The sequence below is a fragment of the Acinetobacter sp. NEB149 genome, assembly GCF_012516415.1.
GTDB lineage: Bacteria > Pseudomonadota > Gammaproteobacteria > Pseudomonadales > Moraxellaceae > Acinetobacter > Acinetobacter lwoffii_V.
Map to the genome: position 1 here is coordinate 1,477,202 of NZ_CP051208.1, position 24,630 is coordinate 1,501,831.

Annotated in this window: 24 protein-coding genes; 14 read left to right on the top strand and 10 right to left on the bottom strand. The window is 43.0% G+C overall.

Going from position 1 to position 24,630, the window contains the following annotated elements; all coding sequences use genetic code 11:
- Positions 1-6: 6 nt before the first annotated feature.
- Positions 7-279, top strand: coding sequence for an HU family DNA-binding protein (locus tag HGD77_RS07090; protein WP_004279807.1), 273 nt, complete (start codon positions 7-9; stop codon positions 277-279).
- A 130-nt stretch (positions 280-409) separates the two neighbouring features.
- On the top strand, positions 410-2,275 hold the full coding sequence (locus tag HGD77_RS07095; RefSeq protein WP_004646769.1) for a SurA N-terminal domain-containing protein: 1,866 nt from the start codon (positions 410-412) through the stop codon (positions 2,273-2,275).
- A gap of 61 nt (positions 2,276-2,336) precedes the next feature.
- Here HGD77_RS07095 and HGD77_RS07100 read toward each other — a convergent pair whose 3' ends face one another.
- Positions 2,337-3,206 (bottom strand): DUF2797 domain-containing protein, encoded by an 870-nt coding sequence (locus tag HGD77_RS07100; protein WP_004646770.1) that lies wholly within the window; start codon positions 3,204-3,206, stop codon positions 2,337-2,339.
- A gap of 34 nt (positions 3,207-3,240) precedes the next feature.
- Between HGD77_RS07100 and HGD77_RS07105 the strand changes: the two genes are divergently transcribed.
- Complete coding sequence (locus HGD77_RS07105) at positions 3,241-3,711, top strand: DUF6231 family protein (RefSeq protein ID WP_004279801.1); 471 nt, start codon at positions 3,241-3,243, stop codon at positions 3,709-3,711.
- Between the two features lie 105 nt (positions 3,712-3,816).
- A complete protein-coding gene (locus HGD77_RS07110; RefSeq protein ID WP_004646772.1) occupies positions 3,817-4,488 on the top strand; it encodes a YidB family protein in 672 nt (223 codons plus the stop codon).
- Between the two features lie 65 nt (positions 4,489-4,553).
- Here the strand turns inward: HGD77_RS07110 and HGD77_RS07115 are convergent, their stop codons facing one another.
- The 3 genes from HGD77_RS07115 to HGD77_RS07125 are packed head-to-tail and all read right to left on the bottom strand — an operon-like array spanning position 4,554 to position 6,515.
- Positions 4,554-5,168 (bottom strand): OB-fold-containig protein, encoded by a 615-nt coding sequence (locus HGD77_RS07115; RefSeq protein WP_004279798.1) that lies wholly within the window; start codon positions 5,166-5,168, stop codon positions 4,554-4,556.
- A 19-nt stretch (positions 5,169-5,187) separates the two neighbouring features.
- Entirely contained in the window at positions 5,188-5,496 is a 309-nt protein-coding gene (locus HGD77_RS07120) for a Rieske (2Fe-2S) protein (RefSeq protein WP_004279797.1), read from the bottom strand.
- Positions 5,497-5,510: 14 nt separating this feature from the next.
- Positions 5,511-6,515 carry an adenosine kinase gene (locus HGD77_RS07125; protein ID WP_004646774.1) on the bottom strand — a complete coding sequence of 335 codons (1,005 nt, stop codon included), beginning with the start codon at positions 6,513-6,515 and terminating at the stop codon, positions 5,511-5,513.
- 276 nt (positions 6,516-6,791) lie between these two features.
- Between HGD77_RS07125 and HGD77_RS07130 the strand changes: the two genes are divergently transcribed.
- From HGD77_RS07130 to HGD77_RS07140, 3 genes are all read left to right on the top strand, one after another.
- On the top strand, positions 6,792-7,244 hold the full coding sequence (locus tag HGD77_RS07130; RefSeq protein ID WP_004646775.1) for a GNAT family N-acetyltransferase: 453 nt from the start codon (positions 6,792-6,794) through the stop codon (positions 7,242-7,244).
- A gap of 165 nt (positions 7,245-7,409) precedes the next feature.
- Positions 7,410-10,349: an insulinase family protein gene (locus HGD77_RS07135; protein ID WP_004646776.1), complete on the top strand. Its 2,940-nt coding sequence runs from the start codon at positions 7,410-7,412 to the stop codon at positions 10,347-10,349.
- Between the two features lie 21 nt (positions 10,350-10,370).
- Positions 10,371-11,510 (top strand): phospholipase A, encoded by a 1,140-nt coding sequence (locus tag HGD77_RS07140; RefSeq protein WP_004646777.1) that lies wholly within the window; start codon positions 10,371-10,373, stop codon positions 11,508-11,510.
- A 70-nt stretch (positions 11,511-11,580) separates the two neighbouring features.
- On the opposite strand, the gene HGD77_RS07145 is transcribed toward HGD77_RS07140, so the two are convergent.
- The 3 genes from HGD77_RS07145 to ilvA all read right to left on the bottom strand — a co-directional run bounded on the left by HGD77_RS07145 (position 11,581) and on the right by ilvA (position 15,278).
- Positions 11,581-12,921, bottom strand: coding sequence for a TrkH family potassium uptake protein (locus HGD77_RS07145; RefSeq protein ID WP_004646778.1), 1,341 nt, complete (start codon positions 12,919-12,921; stop codon positions 11,581-11,583).
- A complete protein-coding gene (locus tag HGD77_RS07150) occupies positions 12,918-13,574 on the bottom strand; it encodes a potassium channel family protein (protein ID WP_004646780.1) in 657 nt (218 codons plus the stop codon). The genes HGD77_RS07145 and HGD77_RS07150 overlap by 4 nt, the downstream gene beginning before the upstream one ends.
- Positions 13,575-13,739: 165 nt before the next feature.
- On the bottom strand, positions 13,740-15,278 hold the full coding sequence (gene ilvA, locus HGD77_RS07155; RefSeq protein WP_004646781.1) for a threonine ammonia-lyase, biosynthetic: 1,539 nt from the start codon (positions 15,276-15,278) through the stop codon (positions 13,740-13,742).
- Between the two features lie 104 nt (positions 15,279-15,382).
- On the opposite strand from ilvA, the gene rpiA reads away from it, so the two are divergent.
- The 7 genes from rpiA (at position 15,383) to HGD77_RS07190 (ending at position 22,105) form a co-directional block, all read left to right on the top strand.
- On the top strand, positions 15,383-16,054 hold the full coding sequence (gene rpiA / locus HGD77_RS07160) for a ribose-5-phosphate isomerase RpiA (protein WP_004279784.1): 672 nt from the start codon (positions 15,383-15,385) through the stop codon (positions 16,052-16,054).
- 138 nt (positions 16,055-16,192) lie between these two features.
- Positions 16,193-16,873 (top strand): M48 family metallopeptidase, encoded by a 681-nt coding sequence (locus HGD77_RS07165; RefSeq protein WP_004646782.1) that lies wholly within the window; start codon positions 16,193-16,195, stop codon positions 16,871-16,873.
- Between the two features lie 183 nt (positions 16,874-17,056).
- Complete coding sequence (gene argC, locus HGD77_RS07170; protein WP_171526263.1) at positions 17,057-18,112, top strand: N-acetyl-gamma-glutamyl-phosphate reductase; 1,056 nt, start codon at positions 17,057-17,059, stop codon at positions 18,110-18,112.
- A 77-nt stretch (positions 18,113-18,189) separates the two neighbouring features.
- The gene (locus tag HGD77_RS07175; RefSeq protein WP_004279781.1) at positions 18,190-18,939 is read left to right on the top strand and encodes a DUF6776 family protein; all 750 of its coding nucleotides are present in this window, start codon (positions 18,190-18,192) and stop codon (positions 18,937-18,939) included.
- Positions 18,940-18,957: 18 nt separating this feature from the next.
- The gene (gene clpS / locus HGD77_RS07180) at positions 18,958-19,371 is read left to right on the top strand and encodes an ATP-dependent Clp protease adapter ClpS (protein WP_004279780.1); all 414 of its coding nucleotides are present in this window, start codon (positions 18,958-18,960) and stop codon (positions 19,369-19,371) included.
- Between the two features lie 8 nt (positions 19,372-19,379).
- On the top strand, positions 19,380-21,656 hold the full coding sequence (gene clpA, locus HGD77_RS07185; protein WP_168730763.1) for an ATP-dependent Clp protease ATP-binding subunit ClpA: 2,277 nt from the start codon (positions 19,380-19,382) through the stop codon (positions 21,654-21,656).
- A gap of 95 nt (positions 21,657-21,751) precedes the next feature.
- Complete coding sequence (locus tag HGD77_RS07190; protein ID WP_168730764.1) at positions 21,752-22,105, top strand: YnfA family protein; 354 nt, start codon at positions 21,752-21,754, stop codon at positions 22,103-22,105.
- Between the two features lie 101 nt (positions 22,106-22,206).
- Here HGD77_RS07190 and HGD77_RS07195 read toward each other — a convergent pair whose 3' ends face one another.
- The 3 genes from HGD77_RS07195 to HGD77_RS07205 all read right to left on the bottom strand — a co-directional run bounded on the left by HGD77_RS07195 (position 22,207) and on the right by HGD77_RS07205 (position 24,466).
- Entirely contained in the window at positions 22,207-22,680 is a 474-nt protein-coding gene (locus tag HGD77_RS07195) for a hypothetical protein (RefSeq protein ID WP_168730765.1), read from the bottom strand.
- Positions 22,681-22,784: 104 nt separating this feature from the next.
- Complete coding sequence (argF, locus tag HGD77_RS07200) at positions 22,785-23,705, bottom strand: ornithine carbamoyltransferase (protein ID WP_004280178.1); 921 nt, start codon at positions 23,703-23,705, stop codon at positions 22,785-22,787.
- Positions 23,706-23,818: 113 nt separating this feature from the next.
- Positions 23,819-24,466, bottom strand: a complete 648-nt coding sequence (locus tag HGD77_RS07205; protein WP_168730766.1) for a TetR/AcrR family transcriptional regulator — start codon at positions 24,464-24,466, stop codon at positions 23,819-23,821.
- Positions 24,467-24,630 lie beyond the last annotated feature (164 nt).

Sequence of the window (24,630 nt, forward strand, 5' to 3'; positions counted from 1 at the left end):
ATCTTCATGAATAAATCAGAATTAATTGATGCAATTGCAGAAAAAGGGGGATTATCTAAGGCTGACGCAGGTAAAGCTTTAGATGCTACAATTGCTTCTGTTACTGAAGCTTTAAAATCGGGTGATACAGTAACTTTAGTGGGTTTTGGTACTTTCGGTGTGAAAGAACGCGCTGCACGTACTGGCCGTAACCCACAAACTGGTGCTACTCTTGAGATCAAAGCAAGCAAAGTACCTAGCTTCAAAGCAGGTAAAGGCTTAAAAGACGCTGTAGCTTAAGCTTACCCAGCGACGAAACGCGCCTTCTTTGGCGCGTTTTTTATTGATAAATTTAATTGTGATGATTAACACATTCATTCAATGGGTATTTTCGGTTAAAATCCTTTGCAAATAAAATATTGGAATACTTATGGAAGCTTTTCGTAAAGTTATTAAGGGTTGGTTGGGCAAAGTCTTGCTCGTTCTGTTTTTGACCCCGTTAGCACTTGTAGGTATTGAAGGATATTTTAGCAGCGGAAACTCTGATGCGGCAAAATCAGTGAACGGGACTGAAATATCTCAAAAAGAATTAGAGTCACTGACCAAATCATTTAAAGAACAATATCTCAGTTATGCCAATGGGGATGAAACTTTACTGAATCAAAGCTTCATTGACCAGAAAGCCATGGATACTCTGGTTGCACGTACTTTATTGCTGCAACAGGCTGAAGAATTAGGGATCAGTCTGAGTGACCAGCAAATTGAACAGATGATTGCTCAGCAGCCTACTTTCCAGCAAGATGGCAAGTTCTCGAATGCTTTATATGAAAATTATCTAAAATCAATTGGCATGACCAATCGCGCTTTGATTGAAAGTTTACGTAAAGATCATGCGCTGAAGATGCTGTCATCGACTTTCCTGGATTATCCACTGGTAAGCCCAGTCGAAATGCAGCAGATTGCCGATTTACAAACTGAACAACGTCATATTCATATTTCCAGCATTAATCTGGACAGCTATAAAAAAGATGTCAAAGTGACGGATGCAGATATTGCTGCTTATTATGAAAAACACAAAACGCTATTTAAACAGCCGACCAGTGTAGATGTCGACTATGTGGTGTTAAAGCCAAGCGATATTCAGGTGGAGAGTTTAGCGGTTACAGAGGCTGAGCTTCAGGAAGCCTATACCGCCTTTGTTGCAACACAAAAACAGACAGTTAAACCAGATGTGAAGCATATTTTAATTACGGCGGACAGTCGTAGTGATGCTGAAGCAAAAAAACTGGCGACCGATATTGCAGCCAAAATTAAAGCCGGTACTACTTTTGCTCAGGCAGCAGCACAATATTCTGAAGACCCTGAATCTAAGTCTAAAGGTGGCGCGCTTGCCGTTTATGAAGAAGGTGTATTTGGTACTGCATTTGATCAGACGGTTAGTTCTTTAAAATCGGGTCAGGTGTCTGCACCAGTGAAAACAGATTATGGTTACCACATTATTTCTGTGCAAACGCCAGATGTTGCAGTTCCTTCTTTTGAATCACAAAAAGCACGTTTGTCTGAAGAAGCCTTGGCTGCTAAAAAATCCAATGCATTCTCTGATACGGTCAATACGCTAAATGATATGGTGGTAGGAAGTGATTCTCTGGATGTCGTTACACAGGAAGTTAAAGGTGTACAAGTCCAGAAAGCCCAAGGTGTAACACTTTCGACCCGTGATCCTGTGCTGAGCGATGCTAACCTCAAAGTCAAATTGTTTAATGACGATGTTAAAAATGGTGATCGTAATGCTTCATCAAGCATTCAGTTAGCCAATGGTGATGTAGCCTGGATAAAGGTGCGTAATTATCATGCAGCCGGCGAACAAACATTGGCAGAAGCAAAACCCCGTGTTAAGGCTCAGTTGATTGAAGACAAGGCAGCTGCTTTGGCAAAAGCAAAAATTCAGAAAGCTTTGGATGAGTTCAAAACCAAACCGGCTGCAGCAGTGGCGAAAGGTGATTTGATCTTTGAAGATGCTGGCGTTTACACACGTGCTGAAGGTTTACTAAAACGTGATGTACAGCGTGCGGCCTTTAGTCTGCCGACACCAAAAGCAGGCCATTGGTCAGTGACCACAGCGAAAATGCCGAATGAACTGGTTGTGGTTGCGGTATCAGAAGTGAAGAAAAATCCGGTGGATGTATTAAGTGCAGAACAGCGTAGTGAGTTGGTGAAGTTATATCAGCAACTTCGTGGTCAGCAGGAATTTGATGACTATACGCGTTACCTGAAATCTCAGGCAAAAATCAAATAAAATTGTTGTATAAAAAAACCAGCCTGCGGGCTGGTTTTTTGTTTTCTAGGCAAATAATGGTTTAAGCACGAATAATCAGTTGATAACCGGTATATTTGCGCATATTAATCACGCCAGTATCCAGAATTAAATACTGGCCCTTGATGCCTTGTAATTTGCCACGAATCACAGGAGTTTTATCCAGATTATGCGATTTAATCTTTTCCGGATATTGTTCTACCGGATAAATAAACTCTCGTGCGAATTCATCTTCCAATACTTCAATATTTTCATTAAATTCTAGATTCTGATTAAATTCTTCGCGAATGCTTTGAATTTTAGGCGCAAATTCTTCCAGCAGTTGTTCACGCACTTCAATCAGGTTCAATGGTTCTGCTTCACCTTTCAGTAGCTTGCGCCAGTCAGTTTTATCAGCAACCTGCGTACCAAACATGACCTCAAGCTTTCCGGAAAGACGACGTGAGCCCACTTTCATAATCGGCAGGGCTTGGGAGGCACCCTGATCAAGCCAGCGAGTCGGCATTTGGCTGGTACGGGTAATGCCGACCTTTAATGCACTGGAATTGGCCAGATAGACAATATGTGGTTGGAAGCAGACATTCTGTGCAAATTCATCTTCGCGGCAAGTGCCCAAATGATAATGGCACGTCTCTGGCTTCATGATGCACATATCACATGAAGCATTGGTTTTAAAACATTTAAAACAGTGACCTTGCGAAAATGATTTGGAAGTTTTGTTGCCACAAGACACGCAGTAAATATTACCGGTCCATTCAATCTCGATTTCTTGGCCTAAATTAAACGGAAGATCAATTTCTGCACGATCTAAAATTAATTTATATTCAACATTTGCCCGCTGTATCTGTTGATCAGTTACACTAAGGTCCTTGAGGCCGACGTGCATTTTATGACAAATGCCCTGAAGTTCCATAAAAATTACTCACTTAAATCATAAGGATGCAGTTATGGCTGAGCAGAATGTCATTACTTCAATGCTAGACGATTTCGCACAGGAACAGCCAATTCATACTGCTATTTGTATTGGGCAGGACTTGAGCCAAGTCCAGTTTCAGCCAGCTATTCAATGGTCCTATTTTAGCGTATCTGACTTTTTAAATCTGCCTTTTCAGCAACGTTATGACTTGGCTGTGGTGATGCTGGATACTGCAGAAACAGAACATTTGTCTGAACAGATCATGAGTCAAATTCTGGTGAAATTACGTGATTTGTTTGCCAAACGGCTAGTGGTGATCAGCCGGCTGCAAAATGAAAAGTTATTGAGAGCTTTAGGATTTACCCAGCTGATTGACAAGACCACACATGAGGCCGATTTTGCGCTGTGGCAGTTTAATATTTTAACCTATAAGCACGTGCCAGACTGGTTTAACTCCAAATTTTGGGCTAATCCGGAAAACTGGGATAAATTTCGCTGGTAAACCGAAAACCTGCTTAACCAAGATTGCAAATATTAACACAATCTTGCCTAGACAATATGAGGGCAGGCCGTATTCTGTAATTAAGATGCACATAGGATATAGGACATGACAAACCTGAGTAGTATTGTGGAAATATTAGCAAAGCAGGCATTGGGTGGTGGGCAGTCGCAGCAAAAGTCCTCACAACAAGGTGGCTTGGCAGATATCCTGGGGTCTGTGCTAGGGCATTTAAACCAGTCAAATTCTCAGCAAAATCAAAATACTCAAAACCAGCAAAATCAAACCGGCCAGCAGACTCGACAAAATGGTCTGGGGGCAATTTTAGGTTCAGTAATAAGTCAGTTCGGTGGTAGTGGTACTCAAGGTACTGCTCAGCCTCGTTCAGGATTGGGTGGTTCTACTGGTAAAACCTTATTGATTGCAGTACTGCCTTTAGTGCTGGCCTGGATTCAAAAACAGGGCGGTTTACAGGGTGCATTAGACAAGCTAAAAGGACAGGGGCTCAATAGCCAGGTCGATGATTGGGTGTCGACCGGCCCCGGTGAAAATGCCAATGTCGATCCGCAGCAGGTGCAAAACCTGTTTGATGATCAGGAAGTTGAAGCAGTTGCACAACAAACCCATGCACCGAAGCAGGATGTGTATAGTGCGATTTCACAGGTCTTGCCGCAGATTATTGATTCGCTTACTCCACAAGGTGAGCAAACCAGCAAGCAGGAAGCCAATAATGATATTCAAAATGTATTGAATATGGTTTCAGGACTTCTTAAAAAATAAATATAGACATTAAAAAATCCCGATATCTGTCGGGATTTTTTAATAACTATCAAATGATTTAGAATTTAATCTAGATTCATGCTGAACAGCTGATTAGATTTACAAATTTTCTTGGCAACATAATGAGATTTTCTCATGCGAATCAGGATAATCTGCGACTGAAAACCGAGTTCACCAAACTCAGGTTCTACCTGTACATAATGCAGTTGCCCATACTCATCTCGCACCCGCGCTTGAGCAGAAAAACCGGGTCGGGCATTGCCACTGGAAATTGTCGCCAAACGGCCAAGTAAATTGACATTGTTCTTTTTATATTTAGGTGGAATGACCTGATCCAGACAGTGAATCATAAAAATAGTAAAAAAAGTCGCAATGATTAAAGCCGGAATAATCAGGTAATAAGCAGGCAGAAATTTAAATTCCTGAGAATAGATCAGGAACTGTAAAACATAGCCGGCAAAACTAAAATTCATCAGGAAGAAAAACACAATCAAGGTTTTGGAGAATTTGACGTTTAGTAGATCCATCTGCTGAAAGTCATAAGGTGAAATTTTTTGCAGAAACTTGCTGGGTCTGAGTCCAAAATAGAAACCAATGGTTTTCACCACACCGAACAGAATAATCGCCAATAAACTCAGATGAAAAGGCATCAGGTTATAGTCTAGAAAAAATGCAGGCATGGTGAAGTCCGTTTTAGTCTTATTCTGAGAGGTAAATTCCACCATCAGAATGCACGGTAATCTCTACTTTTTCAAGTGCTTGACCTTGGCAAGGCCCAGAAATGCATTCACCGCTTTCTACCAGAAACAAGGCGCCATGCGTGGAGCATTCAATAAATTCCTGATCGCGATCCAGAAACTGGTTTTCCAGAAATTCCAGTTCGACCTGCAAATGCGGACACAGGTTTTGATAGGCATAGAAGGCACCGTCACGCTGTGTGATAAAGATATTATCTCCATCGGGAAGCTCAAAAGAGCGTGCTTCGCGTTCTGGAACGTCTTCGGTCATGCAAATTTTAAACATTAAGCACATTCCTTTTGAAAGTCTTGTAATAATGCCGCATAGTCTTCAACTGCCAGGCGTGGACCAAATTGTGAAACCACCTGGCTCGAAATGAGAATCGCCAGTTCAGCCGCAGCTTGAAGACCCAAATTAGCATTCAATCCGTACAGGAAAGCCCCGGCAAAAGCATCACCGGCACCGTTGGCATCTACTGCAGGCACTTTACGGCCAGGAACAGTAAATGTATTTTGATAATCCGAAATCAGTGCGCCTTCAGCTGACAATGTAATGACAACGTGCTGACTGATTGTTTTTAATTTAAGCAGGGCTGCCTCAAGATTATCTGTTTCTGTATACATCAGCGCTTCTTGCTGGTTACATAACAGCAAGTCTACACCATCTGCAATCATTTCATCCAAACCGGCACGCGCGTATTGCACCATGGCAGGATCAGATAAAGTTAGGGCAATTTTAACGCCATTGGCACGGGCAATATCACGTGCTTGTTGTACCGCATGACGTGCTGTGTCAGAAGTTGATAAATAACCTTCGAGATATAGCCATTTCGCGCTATTTAGTGCGCTGAAATCAATTTGTTGATCAGTCAGTTCGGCCGTAATACCCAGATAGGTATGCATGGTACGTTCAGAATCAGGGCTGACCAGAACCATACATGTCCCTGTTACGCCTTCACTGATCGATTGGGTGGTGGTCTTAATACCTGCATCATTCAAACCCTTCAGGTAGATGTGCCCCAGTTCGTCATTTCCGACACGACAGCCATAAAATGCAGAACCACCGAGCGCAGAAAATGCCACGGTAGTGTTGGCTGCTGAACCGCCTGAAGCCTGACCCTTATACACTTGAGTCGCTTGAAGATTTTGATAAAGAGTGGCCTGAGTCTCACCATCTGCAAGTTGCATGGTGCCTTTTTGCAAGTGATGTGCAGTTAAAAAGTCATCAGAAACTTTAAATTCTTGGTCAATCAGCGCATTACCAATCGCAAAAAGATCAACAGTTGCCATGTTCAAATATCACATTAAAAATGAAAGTCCTAAGTTTACACGATTGCTTGGGATTGCTGTAGTTTGCTGAATCATTTTCAAATATTTTTCAAAAATGCTGTATTTTGTTCAGCAGCTATCTTTGGTCTAAAAACTGACTTATTTTTGTGCACTGGTGTGCTGCAGCATTGATTTAAGGATCACATTTTATTTATAAAGAGATATCGCTCCTGGCATGATACTTTAAGTCGCTTGGCAACAGTGATTCTTCACAACAATTTCAAATAGTGTGCGTATATGAATATTAAAATTGTAACAGCCGAACAACTCCCGGATCAGATCGAAACACTGGCAACTCTGGCACGTAAAGAAGGCTATAATTTGGTAGATAAGTTAATAGAAGAATATCGCACCGGGAAAAACTGCTTTAGCCACGCCAATGAATATTTGGTGGTGGCGCATGATGGCAAGAAACTGGTTGGCTGTGGTGGCTTAAACCAGCAATGGGGAGATAACGGCATTGAAGACCGCATTGGTCGTGTACGCCGTTTTTATGTGCATCCGAAATATCGTCAGCATGGCGTAGGCAAACAGCTTTTGGCTTACCTAGAGCAATTGGCACGTCCGCATTATTCGGCTTTATGCTTACAAACAGATACCCGACTGGCCGCCAGTTTTTATCAAAAGCAGAATTATGTATTTGTAGAAAATAATCCAAGCTATAACTATTTTAAATATCTGATTTCTTAAGCTTGTAAATACTCATCTAGATGCAGGAAGTAAATTTGATGATTTAATTTTCAAATGATCAAGTTTACTTAATTCGATCAAAATCCTCGGTTTTCAACGTGAATAATTCAAACAACTAAAGCTATAATGCGCTTAGTTATTTTAATTAAAGCATTAGGAGATCGCATGACTGTAGATGTCACTGAAACCATTTCTCAAACTGTACATCCTGCGTTTCAGTTGGTACGTCAACAACATGTTGAAGCTTTAGACATTTTCGTGTCTGAATATAAACATAAAGTGACTGGCGCCACGCATTATCATCTGGCGACCAATCACGACGAAAATGTCTTTCTGGTGGCGTTTCGTACCCAGCCGATGGATTCTAAAGGCGAAGCCCATATTCTGGAACATACTGCGCTGTGTGGTTCAGAAAAATTCCCGGTGCGTGATCCATTCTTCCTGATGATTCGCCGTTCATTGAATACTTTCATGAATGCCTTTACTGCGGCTGACTGGACTGCGTATCCATTTGCGACCCAAAATAGTAAAGATTTCCAGAACCTGCTCGAAGTGTATATGGATGCAGCATTTGCTGCGAACCTGAATCCATTGGATTTTGCCCAGGAAGGCATTCGCATTGAGCTGGAAAATGGCGAGCCTGTCTATAAAGGCGTAGTTTTTAATGAAATGAAAGGTGCGATGAGTTCGCCTTCAGACCAGCTGTATCACACGCTGGCGCATCATTTATATCCGCATACCACCTATCATTATAATTCTGGTGGTGATCCTAAAGATATTCCTGACCTGACTTACCAAGAGTTAGTAGATTTCTATAAGTCACATTACCATCCAAGTAATGCAGTCTTCATGACCTTTGGCAATAAAACAGCATTTGAATTGCAAGAGCAGTTTGAACATCTGGCATTATCCAAATTTGAAAAAGGTCAGACGCTGTATCCAACACCTGAAACCCGTTTGACTGCACCATTGACGGTTACCGACAGCTATGCGGTCGATGCCGAAGATCTACAGGACAAGACCTATCATGTGCTGTCATGGTTATTGCCGGAAGCTAGTGACATTAAACTGCGTTTGGGCATGCGTTTAGTTGAAGGGATTCTGCTTGAAGATTCAGCATCACCACTGCGTCATTATCTGGAAACGTGTGGTTATGCAGATGCAACAGGTCCATTCATGGGCGTGGATGATTCTAATTTTGAAATGACTTTCTACTGTGCGGTGCAGGGTTCAAATCCTGAACATGCAGAAGAATTTAAAAATGGTGTGTTTAAGGTTCTAGAAGATGTTGCCTCTAAACCGGTTGATCAGAACATGGTCGATGCGATCCTGCATCAAATTGAATTGCATCAGCGTGAAATCAATGGTGATGGTACGCCGTATGGTTTGAGCCTGATTCTGAGCGGTCTGGGCAGCGCGATTCATCACCGTGATCCGGTTGAAGTTTGGGATGTGGATTCTGCGATTGCCGCAGTTAAGGAAGAGCTGCAAGATCCGATGTGGCTTTCCAATCTGATCAAAGAGCATCTGCTGGATAACCCACATCGTGTCCAACTGACACTGGTTCCCGATGCGACCAAATCTGCCAAAGAAGCGGCTGATGAAAAAGCGCGTCTAGCCGAAATTGGAAAGAATCTGACTGAAGAACAAAAAGCTGAAATTATTGCCCAGACTGAAGCATTGAATGTTCGTCAGGACACGCCGGATGACTTGAACTTATTGCCGAAAGTCGGTCTGGAAGATGTCCCTGCGGAATTGCAAATTGTTCAAGGCCAGTTGCGTGAGATTATCTGTAACCGTGTTGATACGCCGTTGAACCTGTATCATGCCGGCACCAATGGGATTTATTATCAACAGGTTCTGGTCAATATTCCGGATGAAGTGGTGCAGTCGCCTTACTTTAACCTGCTGTCGATCCTGATGGGTGAAGTTGGTGCGGGTGAGTATGATTATCTTGAGTTCCAGCAACTGCAAACAGCGGTAAGTGGCGGTCTGGGCATGGGCGCATCTTTGCGTTCTAAAGTCGATGACAAAAACAAAATTACTGCCTGGTTGACGTTGACCACCAAATCTTTGGTGAATCATCTGGATGCAATTCGTCTGTTAAAGATCGGTTTTGAACAGCTTCGTTTTGATGAGAAAGACCGTATTGTTGAACTGTTACAACAGCGTAAAACGCGCTGGCAGTCACGTATTTCTGGTTCTGGACATAGCTATGCAATGCAAACGGCTTCACGTCAGCATAGTGCATTGGCTTTGCGTGATTATCACAATACCGGTTTGGGTGCATTGAACTGGCTGATCGAGCTGGTGTCTAAGATCGAAAAAGATCCGGCTGAATATGATCTGCTGATTGATGAATTAAAACGGATTCATCGGGTCTTGTTGCAAGCACCAAAGCAATTCCTGTTAGTCTGTGAAGAGCCGCAGTCTGAGCATCTGATCGAAGAAATTCAGAATGTCTGGGACAAACTTGCTGTTGATCCAGCACCGGTTGCATTGACTCAAGTCGAAAAAGTAACCCATGATCAGCACGAAGCCTGGTTGATTCAAGCCAATGTCCAATTCTGTGCGGCTGCTTATCCGGCAGTTGAAGTCTCACACCCTGATGCTGCTGCCTTGATGGTACTAGCGGGTTATTTGCGTAATGGCTTCCTGCACAGCGCCATTCGTGAAAAAGGCGGTGCCTATGGTGGTGGTGCGAGCTATGACGGCAATGCCTGTTCGTTCCGTTTCTACAGCTACCGTGACCCACGTCTGGCAGAAACCTTCCAGGATTTTGATGCGAGTATTCAGTGGTTACTCAATGCACCACAACAGCCGCATCAACTGGAAGAAGCCATTCTGGGGCTGATTGCCAGTATGGATAAACCAGGCTCACCGGCAGGCGAAGCCATTACTGCATGTTATTCCTACTTGCATCAACGTACGCCAGCGTTCCGTAAAAAATTACGTGAACGTTTATTGAATGTCACACTGGATGATTTGCAGCGTGTTGCACAGACCTATCTGGTCGAGCAGCAGGCGACGAAAGCCGTTGTGGCACCAGTGGCAAAACGTGAAATGCTGGAGCAGCTTGGTTTTGTAATTCAACAAGTTCTATAAATAAAAAAAAGAGGATAAGGGATGGCGCTTAATTCGTTTAAGCGCTCAACTCTACAGCTGAGCGTGTTGCTGGGCTGTGCAGTTGGGACGCAAGTGAATGCGGAAGAAACAGTAGTCAACAGTCCCACGCCGGCAACGGCTGAAGCCTGTGCTGCACTGGAAATTAGTGCAGAGCGTCTGGCCTGTTATGATACTTTATTTAAAATTCCGGTTACTGATAAGCCTGCAATCGTTTCTGAACGTCGTGCAGCAGCAGAAATTGCGCCTGAACCCGACAATTTAAAAGCGAAAATTGGTCAGACTGTTTCCAATATTTACGCTTCTGAAGGATCAAAGCTGACGCCGAATCTGTCTTTGCTGGATAGCCGCTGGGAACTCTCTCCGGAAAGTAAATTAGGCACCTGGAACATTCGTTCTTATCAGCCGGTGTATTTGATGCCAGGTTTCTGGACATCAAACAAGAATGAATTACCCGAGAGTGAAAATCCCAACAATATAGAGACAGAGAAACAGAATCTCACCTCAACTGAAGCTAAGTTTCAACTGTCTTTAAAGACCAAGGCGGTTGAAAATATCTTGGGAGATAATGGCGATCTCTGGCTTGGTTATACTCAGTCTTCGCGTTGGCAGGTGTATAACTCGGAAGAATCACGTCCGTTTCGTGAGACCAACTATGAACCCGAAGCCAGTTTGATTTTCCGTACCAATTATGATCTTTTGGGTCTGAATTGGCGTATGTTGGGATTGACCATCAATCATCAGTCCAATGGTCGTTCTGATCCGTTATCACGTAGCTGGAATCGGGTGATGCTGAATCTTGGTTTTGAAAAAGACAATTTTGCCTTGATGGTTCGTCCTTGGTATCGCTTTGAAGAGAAGCGAGAAGACGATAACAATCCAGAGATCAAGAACTATATTGGCCGTGGAGACATGACCGCATTTTATCGTTATAAGGAGCATGATTTTTCATTGATGCTACGACATACCTTAAAAGGTGGAGATGAAAACCGTGGAGCGGTACAGTTCGACTGGTCATTCCCGATCAGTGGGCGTTTGCGTGGCCAATTCCAGCTTTTTGATGGTTACGGAGAAAGCCTGATTGATTATAACCATCGTGCCACGTATGTCGGTTTAGGTGTTTCCTTGATGAACTGGTTCTAGGATTCCAACTTTAAACATCTTGGAATGAAAATAAAAAACCATGCCGCTGCATGGTTTTTTTATAGATAGATTAGCCAATCTGGATTTCTGAAGGCGGATGTTTGAGACGACTCTTTTTCGGAGTCGCAATAAAATAAGCAAGCGTCAGTGGCCCTAGACGCCCTGCGAACATTAACAGCATTAGAATAATCAAACTGGCAGGTTGTAGTTCCTCTGTTACCCCTCGGGACAAACCGACGGTACAGGCCGCAGACACGGCTTCAAACAACAGATCCAGAAAATCCTGCTCAGGTTCCAGGATTAATAAGCTCATAAAACCCATCATGATCAATGCTGCAGTAATACACACGACGGCCAATGCTTTAAACGTAGTTTTTTCAGGAATAGAGTGATTAAACAGCCGGATCTCATCTTCGCGTCTTAAAAAACTGATTACGCTGATGACCACAATAATAAACGTACCGACCTTAATGCCGCCCGCCGTACTTAAGGAGCCGCCCCCGATAAACATGAGCAGCATGGTAACGAGACTGGATGCATCGCTCATTTGTTCCATTGGCAAGCTATTAAAACCTGAAGAGCGGGGAACGGTGGCATGGAACCAGGCATTCACGGCCTGATCGCCCAAACTCATGAGACCCAAGGTGTGTGGATTGGAAGCCTCTAGTAGCCAAAGTACGATAAAAGCACTTAGGTTCAGACCCAGAATCGTTGAGAGGATTAGCTTGCTGTTGGTACTCAACTTACGCCAGCGCTTATGTTCTTTGACGTCCATCAGCACCAGAAAACCGATACCGCCAATGATATACAACATACTGATGGTAAAGGTAATCAGATATTGCCCTGAAAAACTCATCAAGCTATTTGGAAATAGTGAAAATCCACCATTATTAAAAGCGGAGACACTATAAAAGGCTGCATAAAATAATGCATCAGTGAATTGATATTCTTTAAGCCAGGACAAGGTCAGAATCAGCGTGCCGATCGCTTCAAAGAATAGAGAATATAAAAACACGGCTTTAATGGTAAAACTGACTTTTTTCAGACTAGTTTGTCCAATGGACTCCTGTGCCATGACTTGTTGTTTTAGCCCCAGTTGCGGTGCCAGACTCATCACTGCCAGAATGGCAAAGGTCATAAAACCCAAGCCGCCGCATTGCAACAAAAACATAATCACGATTTGACCAAATACGGTATAGGCTTCACCGACATTCACCACCGATAGCCCGGTAATGGTCACAGCAGAAGTTGCTGTAAAAATCGCCTCCAGCCAGCTGATTTCTCCATGATGTGCAATAGGCAGCATCAATAGCAGTGAGCCGATCAGAATTAATCCGAGAAAACCCAAAGCCAGTAAGCTCGGAGGACTGAGGTTAATCGTCCTGTGTTGCTTTAAATCAGAACTTTTCATAAATGTTTAAAATATTTAGCAAGACGGCGCAAAGGTTCCAGCAATCCTTCAACCAGTAAAATGTCGCCTTCTTGAAGAATCTGATTGGCATCTACGTGGTATTGCAGCGTAGATCCGCGTTTATGTAATAAGGTGGTAATTTCAGGTATATGCTTCATCAACTGATTCAACGGTGTACCATGATGATCTGCATGAATCTCGATCTTGACAATATAGTGATCATCTTCAAGTGACATATAACGGCTAACCATCGGGTAGCTGAGTGATTGTGCCACACGGACGCCCATATCTTCTTCTGGGTGAATAATTTTTTCGACGTTCAGATGGGTCAAAATCATATGGTGGGCTTTGGATTTGGCTTTGGCCCAAATTTTCTTTACACCCATATTTTTCAGATGCAGTACACACAGAATGCTGGCTTCAATATCTTCACCAATTGCGACTACGACCGCTTCACAGCGCTGGATATCCAGTTCATCCAGGACATGCTCATCGGTTGCATCGGCAATGACCGCATGGGTGAGCTGATCGGAAATATTTTCCACATATTTTTTATCGAGATCGATTCCAATCACATCATGTTTCAGGCTGATCAGTTGAGTCGCCACTGTTGCACCGAAGCTGCCCAGCCCAATGACTGCAAATAATGCCATGCATATTTCCTTAAATCTTTTTATTTCAAATCAGTTCATGTCTAAGTATGTATCTTAAAGATTTTTATAGTTTTCAGCTATCTGGCCTTACATAAATACTTCATACATTTTCATTCAGCCGGACATAAAAAAACCGCCTCGAAAGGCGGTTTATGTTTGAAAGAATTACTTCAAGAAACGTTGATAACCCAGATTATTGGTAATTTCCTGATATGGATAGGTAATGGTTTCGAGAGTTTCGATCAAGCCATCCGGATTCTGTTGTGCATCGGTTGCTTCAAGACCCACCAGAACACGTCCTTCAGCAGCGCCGTGGTTCCGGTAGTGGAACAGGGTGATATTATGGGTTGGGCCAAGACGTTCCAGGAACATCAGTAAAGCGCCAGGACGCTCCGGGAATTCCACGCGGAACAGGCGCTCATTTTCAATATCGGCATGACCACCGATCAGGTAACGGATATGCAGTTTGGCCACTTCGTCATCAGACAGATCGTCAACGTCATACTGGAACTTTAAGGTTTCATAAATTTCCTGACGTTCTTTCTCGCCATTTTTCAGACTGATGCCGACAAAGACTTGCGCAGCAGAAGCATCGCTGGCACGGTAGTTAAATTCAGTAATATTACGGCCTTGTAATGCACGGCAGAAACTCAGGAATGAACCTTTCTGTTCCGGAATGGTCACGGCAAAAATCGCTTCTTTGCGTTCACCCAGTTCGGTACGTTCAGCGATATAACGTAAACGGTCGAAGTTCATGTTGGCGCCGCAGACAATCGACACCATGTTCTTCCCTTCGATGCCATGTTCAGCCACGTATTTTTTAATACCTGCCAGAGCCATTGCACCAGATGGTTCTACAATGCTACGGCATTCGTCATAAGTGTCTTTAATCGCTGCACAGACTTCATCCGTATTCACCAGCACCACATTCGGTTCCACGATTGGGCCAGAATTGTCCGATTTTTGCAGACGAATCACATCAAATGGTTTTTCACCAATTTGGGCTACCGCTGTACCATCAGCAAACAAGCCCACAGATGGGAGAATCACACGTTCATTTGCTTCTAAAGCAGCTTTTAAACAGGCAGATTCGTCGTATTCCACTGGAATGACTTTAACGTGGGGTGCGACATCACCTAAATACGCTGCAACACCTGCGATCAGGCCACCACCGCCAACTGCGACAAACACGTAATCCACATCGCGCCATTGACGCAGGATTTCATTAGCAATCGTACCTTGGCCAGCAATCACCAGTTCATCATCATAAGGCGGAATGAAGGTCATGCCATCTTCCTGGGCACGTTGAATCGCATACTTGTTGGCGACATCAAATGAATCACCATGCAAAACCACTTCGCCACCAAGACGCTTAACCGCCTGTACCTTGATATCAGGTGTGGTTTTAGGCATCACAATAATCGCGCGAATACCCAGCTTTTTCCCTGAGAGTGCCACGCCCTGTGCATGGTTACCCGCTGAAGCAGTAATAACGCCACGTTCCATTTGTGATTTCGGTAATTGACTAATACGGTTATAGGCACCGCGTAGCTTGAATGAAAAAACCGGTTGTAAATCTTCACGTTTAAAGCGGATATTATTATTGAGTCGTTCGCTAATTCGTGGCGCTGCTTCGAGTGGAGTTTCGATTGCAACATCGTAGACCGTTGCTTGTAAAATTTGTCGAACCAAACGAGACAGCATGTTAATTTTCCATCTAACAGTTTAAAATAGGGGCTTATTGTAACAAACCACACGGCTTTGCGGTTTAAAAAAGCTGCAAAAGTCCAAAATAGTTGAGTGAAGCCATGAGTCTATATGCAACCCAAGATGAGAAAAAACAAGCAGCAGCCAAAGCCGCTTTAAAACACTTGCCAAAAGGGGGCATTTTAGGCGTAGGTACAGGCAGTACTGTAAACTTTTTAATTGACTTATTGCCTGAGCTGCAATTGGAAGCTGCGGTAGCCAGTTCAGAAGCAACTGCACAACGCTTGAAAAAACTCGGCATTGAAGTGGTAGATATGAACTCTGTCAGTGGTCTGGATGCTTATGTTGATGGTGCAGATGAAATTGATCGTCATATGCATATGATCAAAGGTGGCGGTGCAGCGCTGACACGTGAAAAGATTGTTGCCTCTATTGCGAAAAAATTTGTGTGTATCGTGGATGATTCTAAATGGGTTGGACAATTAGGGCGTGAGTTCCCGCTTCCTGTAGAAGTGATTCCAATGGCGCGTTCTGCAGTCGCGCGTAAAATCGTATCTTTAGGTGGCGATCCTGCGTACCGTGAAGGTGTGGTCACTGACAACGGTAATGTGATTTTAGATGTGTACAACCTGAATATTCTAAATGCACTTGAACTGGAAAAAACCTTAAACGATATTCCGGGCGTGGTATGTAACGGTATCTTTGCGATCAACAAAGCAGATATCGCCATTGTCGCGACTGATAACGGAATTGAAGAGCGTACAGCGGTTTAATTAAACTTTCTAGAAAAAATCCCTCTAAATCTCCCTGAGCGAAGTTTTGAAGCACTGCTTTAAAACAAGTGCAAGAAGGGAGACTTTTAAAAGCCCCTCTTTGAAAAAGAGGGGGTTAGGGAGATTAAAAAAACTATAATGACCTTATCCGATCTACCCGAAATCCAAATCACCCGAAATGTCCGTTCAACCCGGTTACGTTTGCGTGTCGATGCGACCCAGATTCGCCTCACAGCCCCGGTTTTTTGCAGCAAAAAACAGATACGGCATTTTATTGAACAATCTGAAAGCTGGCTGATTAAAACCTGGCAATCCCAGCAAGAAAAAATCGAAAATATTGACCGGACGTTACCGATTGAGCTGCGGTTATTTAATCTAAAAGAACCTGTACAAATTTCTTATCAAAGCCAGAAGAGCAACTTCATTTTTGATCATAAAAATTTACAGCTTTGCATCAGTGACCGACATCCTGAAGAATATTTAAAAACTTTCGTGATTGCCTACGCAAAAGAACAGCTTCCTTCATATTTAAATCTTGTCTCACAGCAATGTCATTTGCCTTTTAAAAACTGCAGTATTCGACAACCTAAAACCCGGTGGGGCAGTTGTTCGGCCAAACATGACATTATGCTGAATAGTGCGCTAGTATTATTTCCTGAAGAGGTCACGCATTATGTCGCTGTCCATGAACTGGTACACACAAAGCATTTTGATCATAGTCCACGCTTTTGGGCAGAAGTTGCTAAGCATGATCAGCATTTCCAGCAGCATCGTATAACGCTGAAAAATACGCCGTTGCCATATTGGTGGGGTGCCTAAAACCATAATTAATAAGTCCATATAACTCTATTGAAATAGCCTAAGCAAATTAAAAGTTTCATGATCAAAATCGGACTTATCCTACTGATCAATTAAAAAACCAGCAAACCCCAGTGAAATGGTTTAGAAAACCTCAACTTCCTGTCATACTAGGCTGTATAAAGGAAACATTTATTTGAGGTAATCATCGTGATTTCAGTGGGTATTGTGGGTGGTACGGGTTATACAGGCGTTGAACTTTTGCGTCTTTTGCTACGACATCCAGATGTAAATGTAACAGCACTGACATCACGTACTGAAGCAGGTCGTCGTGTAGATGACATGTTCCCGAGCTTGCGCGGTCATACCGATCTTAAATTCTCTGATTTGAGTCTGGGTTTATTAAAATCATGCGATGTGGTGTTCTTTGCAACACCGCATGGTGTCGCAATGAAACATGCCGAAGAGCTGGTTGCTGCAAATACCAAAGTGATCGACTTGGCGGCAGATTTTCGTTTACAAGATCTTGAACAGTTTGAAAAATGGTATGGCATGCAACATGCATGTCCAGAACTGTTAAAAGATTCTGTTTATGGTTTATCTGAGCTAAATCGTGAAGAAATTAAAAAGGCCAGTGTGATCGGGAATCCGGGGTGTTATCCAACTACAGTTCAGTTGGGTCTGGCGCCAGTCTTAAAAGCGGCTGAAGCATTGGTGAAACCTGAAAGCATTATTATCGATGCCAAATCTGGTGTATCAGGTGCAGGTCGTAAAGCCAGTCTGGGCATGATTTATTCTGAAAATTCCGATAATTTTAAGGCCTATGGTGTAGCGGGTCATCGTCATCACCCTGAAATTGTCGAAGCACTGGAAAAAATTTCAGGTCAAAAAAATGTGTTTGATCATATTTTATTTGTACCGCATTTGGTGCCGATGATTCGTGGTATGTTGTCGACCATCTATATCGATTTAACTGAAGCAGGCCAATCAGCAGATTTACAAGCGCTATATGAGCAGTTCTATGCCAATGAAGCATTTGTCGATGTTATGCCGGCGGGTAGCTCACCCGAAACCCGTTCAGTGCGTGGAGCGAATCAGTTGCGTATTGCCTTGTATAAGCCACAACCAACAAAACTGGTGATCCTGGTTGCACAAGACAATCTGGTGAAAGGTGCAGCAGGACAGGCTGTGCAAAACATGAACTTGATGTTTGGTTTTGCTGAAGACGCTGGCTTAAATAATATTGGTTTATTACCATAAAAAACGTATTAGAACTTCACACACATTTAGATTTGCATTTAAATGTGTGTCTTGATTAAAGCAAACAAGAGATCAAAATGCCGAATAACGAGTCAAATACGACGCTTCCTCAGGAACCCGGTACTAAGAAACCATTCATGAAAGGCAATACGCCCTTAGCCATTGGTGCGGCTGTATTGATCTTAAGCAGTGGCGTACTCGGATATACCGTAGGACATCGTCAGGGTTTGACTGCGGCGGGTTATGATGCGGATGCAGAGCAACTGGTCGATGTAGTACAGACTCAAAAAGCCAGTCTGGAAACACTGAACAAGACGCTGAATACTGCGGTTCAGGAGCGTGATCTGGCTGTCAGCAATGCCAATGATCTGTATCTGGCCATGACCAAGGCACGTGATGAACAGGTGCAGGCCGAAAGTGTGGGAACCATTTATCGCGAGATTTTGCGTCAGCGTGGTGGTCTAGCATTGGCGGTTCAAAACCTGTCCATTAAACCTTTGCCGGAAAATGCTTTTGAATATCAGATTGATCTGGTGCAGGTCAGTCCAGGCAAAAGCCGTGCTTCAGGTAGTGTGGAATTGCGCCTGATTAAAGGGACTGAAATTCTGGTGGTGCCACTGGAAGATAAAAACTTTAATTTTGAAAATTATGAGCGCCTCACTGGTCGCTGGACCATGCCGAAAGGCTTTAAGCCAGAATTTATTGAAGTGCGTCTTACTGGTGCCAAACCTGTGATTCGTCGTTTTAGTTGGGAACAGGGCAAAGCAGTCGAAAATCAGTCTGCCACCTTGTCAGAAATTCCGAAAACTGAAGCAAATGCAAATTAAGTGTGAAATATAAATCTTATGCCAAGCAATAAACGTCAAATGTGTTTAAGTGATATTAAAAATTCTTTTAATGAGTCTGGAATTGTTGATTGGCATATCAGCCCACGTTTAGCAAATGAACCCTCTGAAGACGGTGATTCTGACCTAGCTGTACAGACTGCACCGCCAGAACTGAAACGTCCACCGTTGTATGCCGTTGTTTTATTAAATGACGACTATACGCCGATGGAGTTTGTAATTGAAATTTTACAACAATACTTTGCAATGAATCTTGACCAAGCTACACAAGTAATGCTAACTGTACATTATGAAGGAAAGGGTGTAGCTGGGGTCTATCCTCGAGACATTGCGGAGACCAAAGCGAACCAAGTCAATAATTATGCTCGATCACAAGGTCATCCGTTACTTTGCCAAATAGAGCCTAAAGATTAAGGGGTTACATGCTCAGTCGTCAATTAGAAGTATCACTACGTTTGGCTGTCAGCATGGCTCGTCAAAAGAGACATGAGTTCCTGACCGTAGAACATTTATTGTTAGCCTTACTCGACAATGATTCTGCCGTAAATGCTCTCAAAGCATGTGGTGCCGACATCATCGTGTTGCGTAAGGAATTAGAAGAGTACGTAGAACAACATACCCCTAAACTTGGTGAAAATAGTGATCAGGCACCACACCCGACAGAAAGCTTCGACCGGATCTTGCAACGCGCGATTTTTCACGTGCAATCAAGCGGTGGTGATCGTACTGTAGAAGGTGCTGATATTCTGGTTGCCATGTATTCTGAGCGTGACTCATTTGCAGTCTATCTGCTGAAACGTCATCAAATTAACCGTCTGACCCTGACTCAGTACCTGTCTCATGGTACCCGTAAAGAAGATGTACAGTCTGAAGAAGAAATCGAAGATCTAGATGGCGAATCAGCATCTTCAGCAAGTTCAGGTCCACTTGAACTTTATACCACTAACCTGAATGTTGAAGCACAAAAAGGTAAGACCGATCCACTGATTGGTCGTGAAAAAGAAATCGAGCGTGCCGCGCAAATTCTTTGCCGCCGTCGTAAAAATAACCCACTCCTTGTCGGTGATCCGGGAGTTGGTAAAACCTCGATTGCTGAAGGTCTTGCTTGGTTAATCGTCAATGGTAAAGCGCCAAAACCACTGGAAAATGCTGAAATTTTCAGTCTGGACATTGGTGCTTTGGTGGCAGGAACCAAATACCGTGGCGACTTTGAAAAACGCTTGAAACAGCTTTTAAATGCGTTGAAAAAGAAACCTGAAGCCGTGTTGTTTATTGATGAAATTCACATGATTATTGGTGCAGGCTCGAGTATGGGCAGTACCATGGATGCATCGAATCTGATCAAACCGGCGCTGGCAAATGGTTCTTTACGCTGCATCGGGTCAACCACATTCCAGGAATACCGTCAGGTCTTTGAGAAAGATCATGCTTTATCGCGTCGTTTCCAGAAAATTGATGTGAATGAGCCATCTATTTCTGAAACTATTGATATCCTACGTGGTCTGAAATCGAAGTTTGAAGATTTCCATCATGTGGAATATGAAGATCAAGCCTTAGTGTCTGCGGTAGAACTTTCTGCGAAATTTATCAACGACCGTTTCTTGCCAGATAAGGCGATTGATGTCATTGATGAAGCCGGTGCTCAGCGCCGTCTCAAAGCAGAACAAGATGACAGTTTAATCACCGTAGAAAATATTGAAGACATCGTTTCTAAAATTGCGCGTATTCCTCCGAAAACTGTCTCTAAAGATGACAAGAGTGTGCTGGAAAATCTTGAGCGTGATTTAAAACGTGTGGTTTTTGGTCAGGATGAAGCGATTGAGGCCTTGGCTTCTGCAATTAAACTGTCACGTGCCGGTTTGAAGTCTCCAGATAAGCCTGTAGGTAGTTTTGTCTTTGCAGGTCCAACGGGTGTTGGTAAAACCGAAGTGACCAAGCAGCTGGCGAAACAGATGGGTGTAGAACTGGTTCGCTTTGATATGTCGGAATATATGGAACGCCATGCGGTGTCTCGTTTAATCGGTGCACCTCCGGGCTATGTCGGTTTTGATCAAGGTGGCTTGCTCACAGATGCGATTCATAAAAATCCGCATTGTGTACTGTTGCTAGACGAGATCGAAAAAGCGCATCCAGATGTGTTTAACCTGTTATTGCAGATTATGGATCATGGTTCATTGACTGATAACAACGGGCGTAAATCTGATTTCCGTAACGTGGTTTTGGTACTCACCACTAATATTGGTGCGGAAAGTATTTCTCGTATCAGCATTGGTTTTATGGAACAGGATAATAGTAACGATAATCAGGAAGCGATGAAGAAAGCCTTCTCGCCAGAATTCCGTAACCGTCTTGACGGCGTGATTCAGTTCAAGGCATTGCCAAGCAGCATTATAGAAAATGTCGTGGATAAATTCCTGACTGAACTTCAAGCACAACTGGATGACAAAAAAGTCATGCTGGAAGTGGATCAGAGTGCACGTGAATGGATGTCAGAACATGGCTATGATCGTTTAATGGGCGCACGTCCAATGCAACGCTTGATACAGGAACACCTGAAAAAACCGCTGGCTGAGATGATCCTGTTTGGTGAACTGGCTGAAAATGGCGGCAATGTTGCAGTATCGGTGAAAAAAGAAAATGGTAAAGCGGTTGGCTTAAAACTTGAAGTCTTTGAAGACCAGACTGCTGAACCAGCTTAATTAATAAGAAGGATCAAACCCGTGCTTGCACGGGTTTTTTCATGTGTTCATGTTGTAAATCATTAAATCCATTTATACAGTTCAATAAATAAATCATGGAAATTCAAGTTACCAAGCTGTTCACGACATTTTTACTGTTTTTAGTCACGGCATTGATGGAAATTTTAGGCTGTTATTTTCCCTACCTGATTTTAAATCAGGGCAGAAGCCACTGGTTATGGATTCCGACAGCTCTGGCTTTGGCGGCTTTTGTTTGGCTGTTAACCTTGCATCCAGCTGCTTCAGGACGGATCTATGCCGCTTATGGTGGTATCTATATTTTTTCAGCACTGATGTGGTTGCGCTTCGTTGATCAAGTGACTCTCTCGCGTTGGGATCTGCTTGGTGGCATGGTGGTGATACTGGGTGCGTTGATTATTATTTTGCAGCCGCAGGGTCTGGTGCGTTAGCAAGATATAACAACAAACCTTATCAAAAAGGTAGCCACGGCTACCTTTTGTTTTCAGGATTCTTGAATCCTGAATCGAAATAAATGTCTTATGTGTTTAGATTATTTTAATTTGCAATCTTTCTGGGAAATATCAGTTTTATAGGTTTGTGTCTGCGAGTTCAGGCTGAGTTCAACCTTGTAAGGGTTCTCAATCTGATAGCGATGTTCAAAGAAAATTTCACAATTATTAAGCAGATTATTACGAATGACTTTCATCACTTCTTTGCGCCCCAGGTCTTTTTCAAACTGGCTAAAATCGGGCGTGATGATCATGCCTTTCAGTGTGGTTTTGTTGGCACTTAACTGCAATTGTTCAATAATCGTATTTTGATCAATCTGCAACGGTAAAGTTCTAGAATCTTCTGCACTGAGCACTGCGAGTAATTCATTCAGCTCAGCTTTTTTCTGAATTTTAAATTTGCTGTCAATAATATTTTTTTCTTGAAGATATTGGTCAAATTCAGAAGCATGCACCGGTAAGGCGACACTGCTAAAACCTGTCAAGAGTGCCAAAATCCAATATTTTTTTTGCATTGTATAAAATCACTTTTTATTCCATTTCAACAATGATTATAAGAGCTGAGACAAAAAAAGCACCAGAGATTGGTGCTTAATTTGTGAAGATTCATCTTAAAAAATTAGTCTTTTTTCAGATTTTCATTAATCAGGAATTCAACCAAAGCTTTTTGCGCGTGCAAGCGATTTTCCGCTTCATCCCAAACCACAGCATTTTTATGGTCAAGCAGATTTTCTGAAATCTCTTCACCACGATGTGCAGGCAAGCAGTGCATAAACAAGCAATCCGGATGTGCAAGATCCATCAGACGTTCATTTACCTGATAATCTGCAAAGGCTTTTTCACGGATCTTTTGTTCTTCTTCCTGGCCCATGCTTGCCCAAACGTCAGTCACGATCAGATCAGCATTCACCGCTGCATCTTCAGCAGAAGGAACCAGTTCCACACAATGGGCAAATTCAGACAGGAATTTTTCTTGTGGCTCATAGCCTTTTGGCGCTGCAATTTTCAGATTAAAGCCCCACATATGTGCAGCTTCAATATAAGAGTTACACATATTGTTGCCATCACCAATCCAGGCAACAGTTTTACCTTCGATTGAGCCACGTTGCTCTACATAGGTCTGCATGTCAGCAAGTAACTGGCAAGGGTGGTGGTCATCAGTCAACGCATTAATCACTGGAACTTTTGAATAAGATGCAAAACGCTCCACGATATCATGACCGAAAGTACGGATCATCACGATATCCAGCATGCTTGAAATCACACGTGCAGAATCTTCAATCGGTTCACCACGACCTAACTGGGTATCGCGTGAAGACAGGAAAATCGCGCTACCACCAAATTGGCTCATGCCAGCTTCAAACGAAACACGCGTACGGGTACTCGATTTCTCAAAAATCATGCCCATCACTTTACCAACAAATGGTTGGAACACTTCATTGTTATGCTGTTTGCGCTTAAGCTCAATTGCGCGTTGCAAAATCTGGTTAAGTTCTAAAGTTGATAAATCGCGTAAGGTGAGAAAGTGACGGAGAGCCATTCGTTACTCCACAATAATTGCCGAAAAACTCGATCAACAATCAGTTGTTGGTTAGTTTAAGAAAAAATACGGAATCGGCTAATATACTATAAGCAATGAAAAATGCAAAAAAACTAGACTTTTTGATGACCGTCTAAAAAGCGATCCACACAATAACTGATGTATTTGTCGATTTCCTGATCATCTTCCTGTACCGGAATTCCCATCAGAATACGCCATTCCAGATTGCGCAAAATACCAAAATACAGCTGTGCAGAATATTGCGGATTTTCGCAATGCAGTAAACCTTGCGCATCTGCCTGTTCTAAAGCCGTGGCAATGGCACTTTGCACATGCACCGGGCCTCGCTCATGAATATGTTGAGCAAGTTCCGGATTGCGCTGACTTTGTTCCAGCACCAGACGCATAAAGGCCGAGTTTTCAGGTTGCATAATCTGGTGATAAAAATTGAGCAACGTGTGTACTAAATAACTACGAAAATCCAGTGCCATCAGTTCGATCGGAATACTGATATCTTCAAAAAACTTGATACGACGATAATCGCAAATGGCTTTAAACAAGCCTTCTTTATTGCCAAAGTATTTATAGATCGAAGCTTTGGAGCCTCCGACATGCTGGACGATATCATCCAGAGACACAGCATCATAACCCCGTTCCAGAAACAGCTCGGTTGCACTGATCAGCAGCGCAATACAACGCTCATGACCACGTTTGGTCTGTGGCAGATCTTTGGCGAGCGGTTCTAGGGCGAGGTCTTGCATAGGAGATAATACATCAACATGTCAATAGAGATTGAAACGCCATCATAGCAAATATATGCACATATTTCATAATTGCGCCGGATAAGTGCGCTATTTGCTGATTAGGTAAAGCAAAACTTAAAAATTTGACTAAAGTTTTAGAGTATTTGTTCTATCGGGTTATG

Bases quoted from the DNA above. Each gene is read 5' to 3' on its own strand.
- HGD77_RS07090 (WP_004279807.1), top strand. From the start codon at position 7: ATGAATAAATCAGAATTAATTGATGCAATTGCAGAAAAAGGGGGATTA.
- HGD77_RS07095 (WP_004646769.1), top strand. From the start codon at position 410: ATGGAAGCTTTTCGTAAAGTTATTAAGGGTTGGTTGGGCAAAGTCTTG.
- HGD77_RS07100 (WP_004646770.1), bottom strand. From the start codon at position 3,206: ATGGAACTTCAGGGCATTTGTCATAAAATGCACGTCGGCCTCAAGGAC.
- HGD77_RS07105 (WP_004279801.1), top strand. From the start codon at position 3,241: ATGGCTGAGCAGAATGTCATTACTTCAATGCTAGACGATTTCGCACAG.
- HGD77_RS07110 (WP_004646772.1), top strand. From the start codon at position 3,817: ATGACAAACCTGAGTAGTATTGTGGAAATATTAGCAAAGCAGGCATTG.
- HGD77_RS07115 (WP_004279798.1), bottom strand. From the start codon at position 5,168: ATGCCTGCATTTTTTCTAGACTATAACCTGATGCCTTTTCATCTGAGT.
- HGD77_RS07120 (WP_004279797.1), bottom strand. From the start codon at position 5,496: ATGACCGAAGACGTTCCAGAACGCGAAGCACGCTCTTTTGAGCTTCCC.
- HGD77_RS07125 (WP_004646774.1), bottom strand. From the start codon at position 6,515: ATGGCAACTGTTGATCTTTTTGCGATTGGTAATGCGCTGATTGACCAA.
- HGD77_RS07130 (WP_004646775.1), top strand. From the start codon at position 6,792: ATGAATATTAAAATTGTAACAGCCGAACAACTCCCGGATCAGATCGAA.
- HGD77_RS07135 (WP_004646776.1), top strand. From the start codon at position 7,410: ATGACTGTAGATGTCACTGAAACCATTTCTCAAACTGTACATCCTGCG.
- HGD77_RS07140 (WP_004646777.1), top strand. From the start codon at position 10,371: ATGGCGCTTAATTCGTTTAAGCGCTCAACTCTACAGCTGAGCGTGTTG.
- HGD77_RS07145 (WP_004646778.1), bottom strand. From the start codon at position 12,921: ATGAAAAGTTCTGATTTAAAGCAACACAGGACGATTAACCTCAGTCCT.
- HGD77_RS07150 (WP_004646780.1), bottom strand. From the start codon at position 13,574: ATGGCATTATTTGCAGTCATTGGGCTGGGCAGCTTCGGTGCAACAGTG.
- ilvA (WP_004646781.1), bottom strand. From the start codon at position 15,278: ATGCTGTCTCGTTTGGTTCGACAAATTTTACAAGCAACGGTCTACGAT.
- rpiA (WP_004279784.1), top strand. From the start codon at position 15,383: ATGAGTCTATATGCAACCCAAGATGAGAAAAAACAAGCAGCAGCCAAA.
- HGD77_RS07165 (WP_004646782.1), top strand. From the start codon at position 16,193: ATGACCTTATCCGATCTACCCGAAATCCAAATCACCCGAAATGTCCGT.
- HGD77_RS07175 (WP_004279781.1), top strand. From the start codon at position 18,190: ATGCCGAATAACGAGTCAAATACGACGCTTCCTCAGGAACCCGGTACT.
- clpS (WP_004279780.1), top strand. From the start codon at position 18,958: ATGCCAAGCAATAAACGTCAAATGTGTTTAAGTGATATTAAAAATTCT.
- clpA (WP_168730763.1), top strand. From the start codon at position 19,380: ATGCTCAGTCGTCAATTAGAAGTATCACTACGTTTGGCTGTCAGCATG.
- HGD77_RS07190 (WP_168730764.1), top strand. From the start codon at position 21,752: ATGGAAATTCAAGTTACCAAGCTGTTCACGACATTTTTACTGTTTTTA.
- HGD77_RS07195 (WP_168730765.1), bottom strand. From the start codon at position 22,680: ATGCAAAAAAAATATTGGATTTTGGCACTCTTGACAGGTTTTAGCAGT.
- argF (WP_004280178.1), bottom strand. From the start codon at position 23,705: ATGGCTCTCCGTCACTTTCTCACCTTACGCGATTTATCAACTTTAGAA.
- HGD77_RS07205 (WP_168730766.1), bottom strand. From the start codon at position 24,466: ATGCAAGACCTCGCCCTAGAACCGCTCGCCAAAGATCTGCCACAGACC.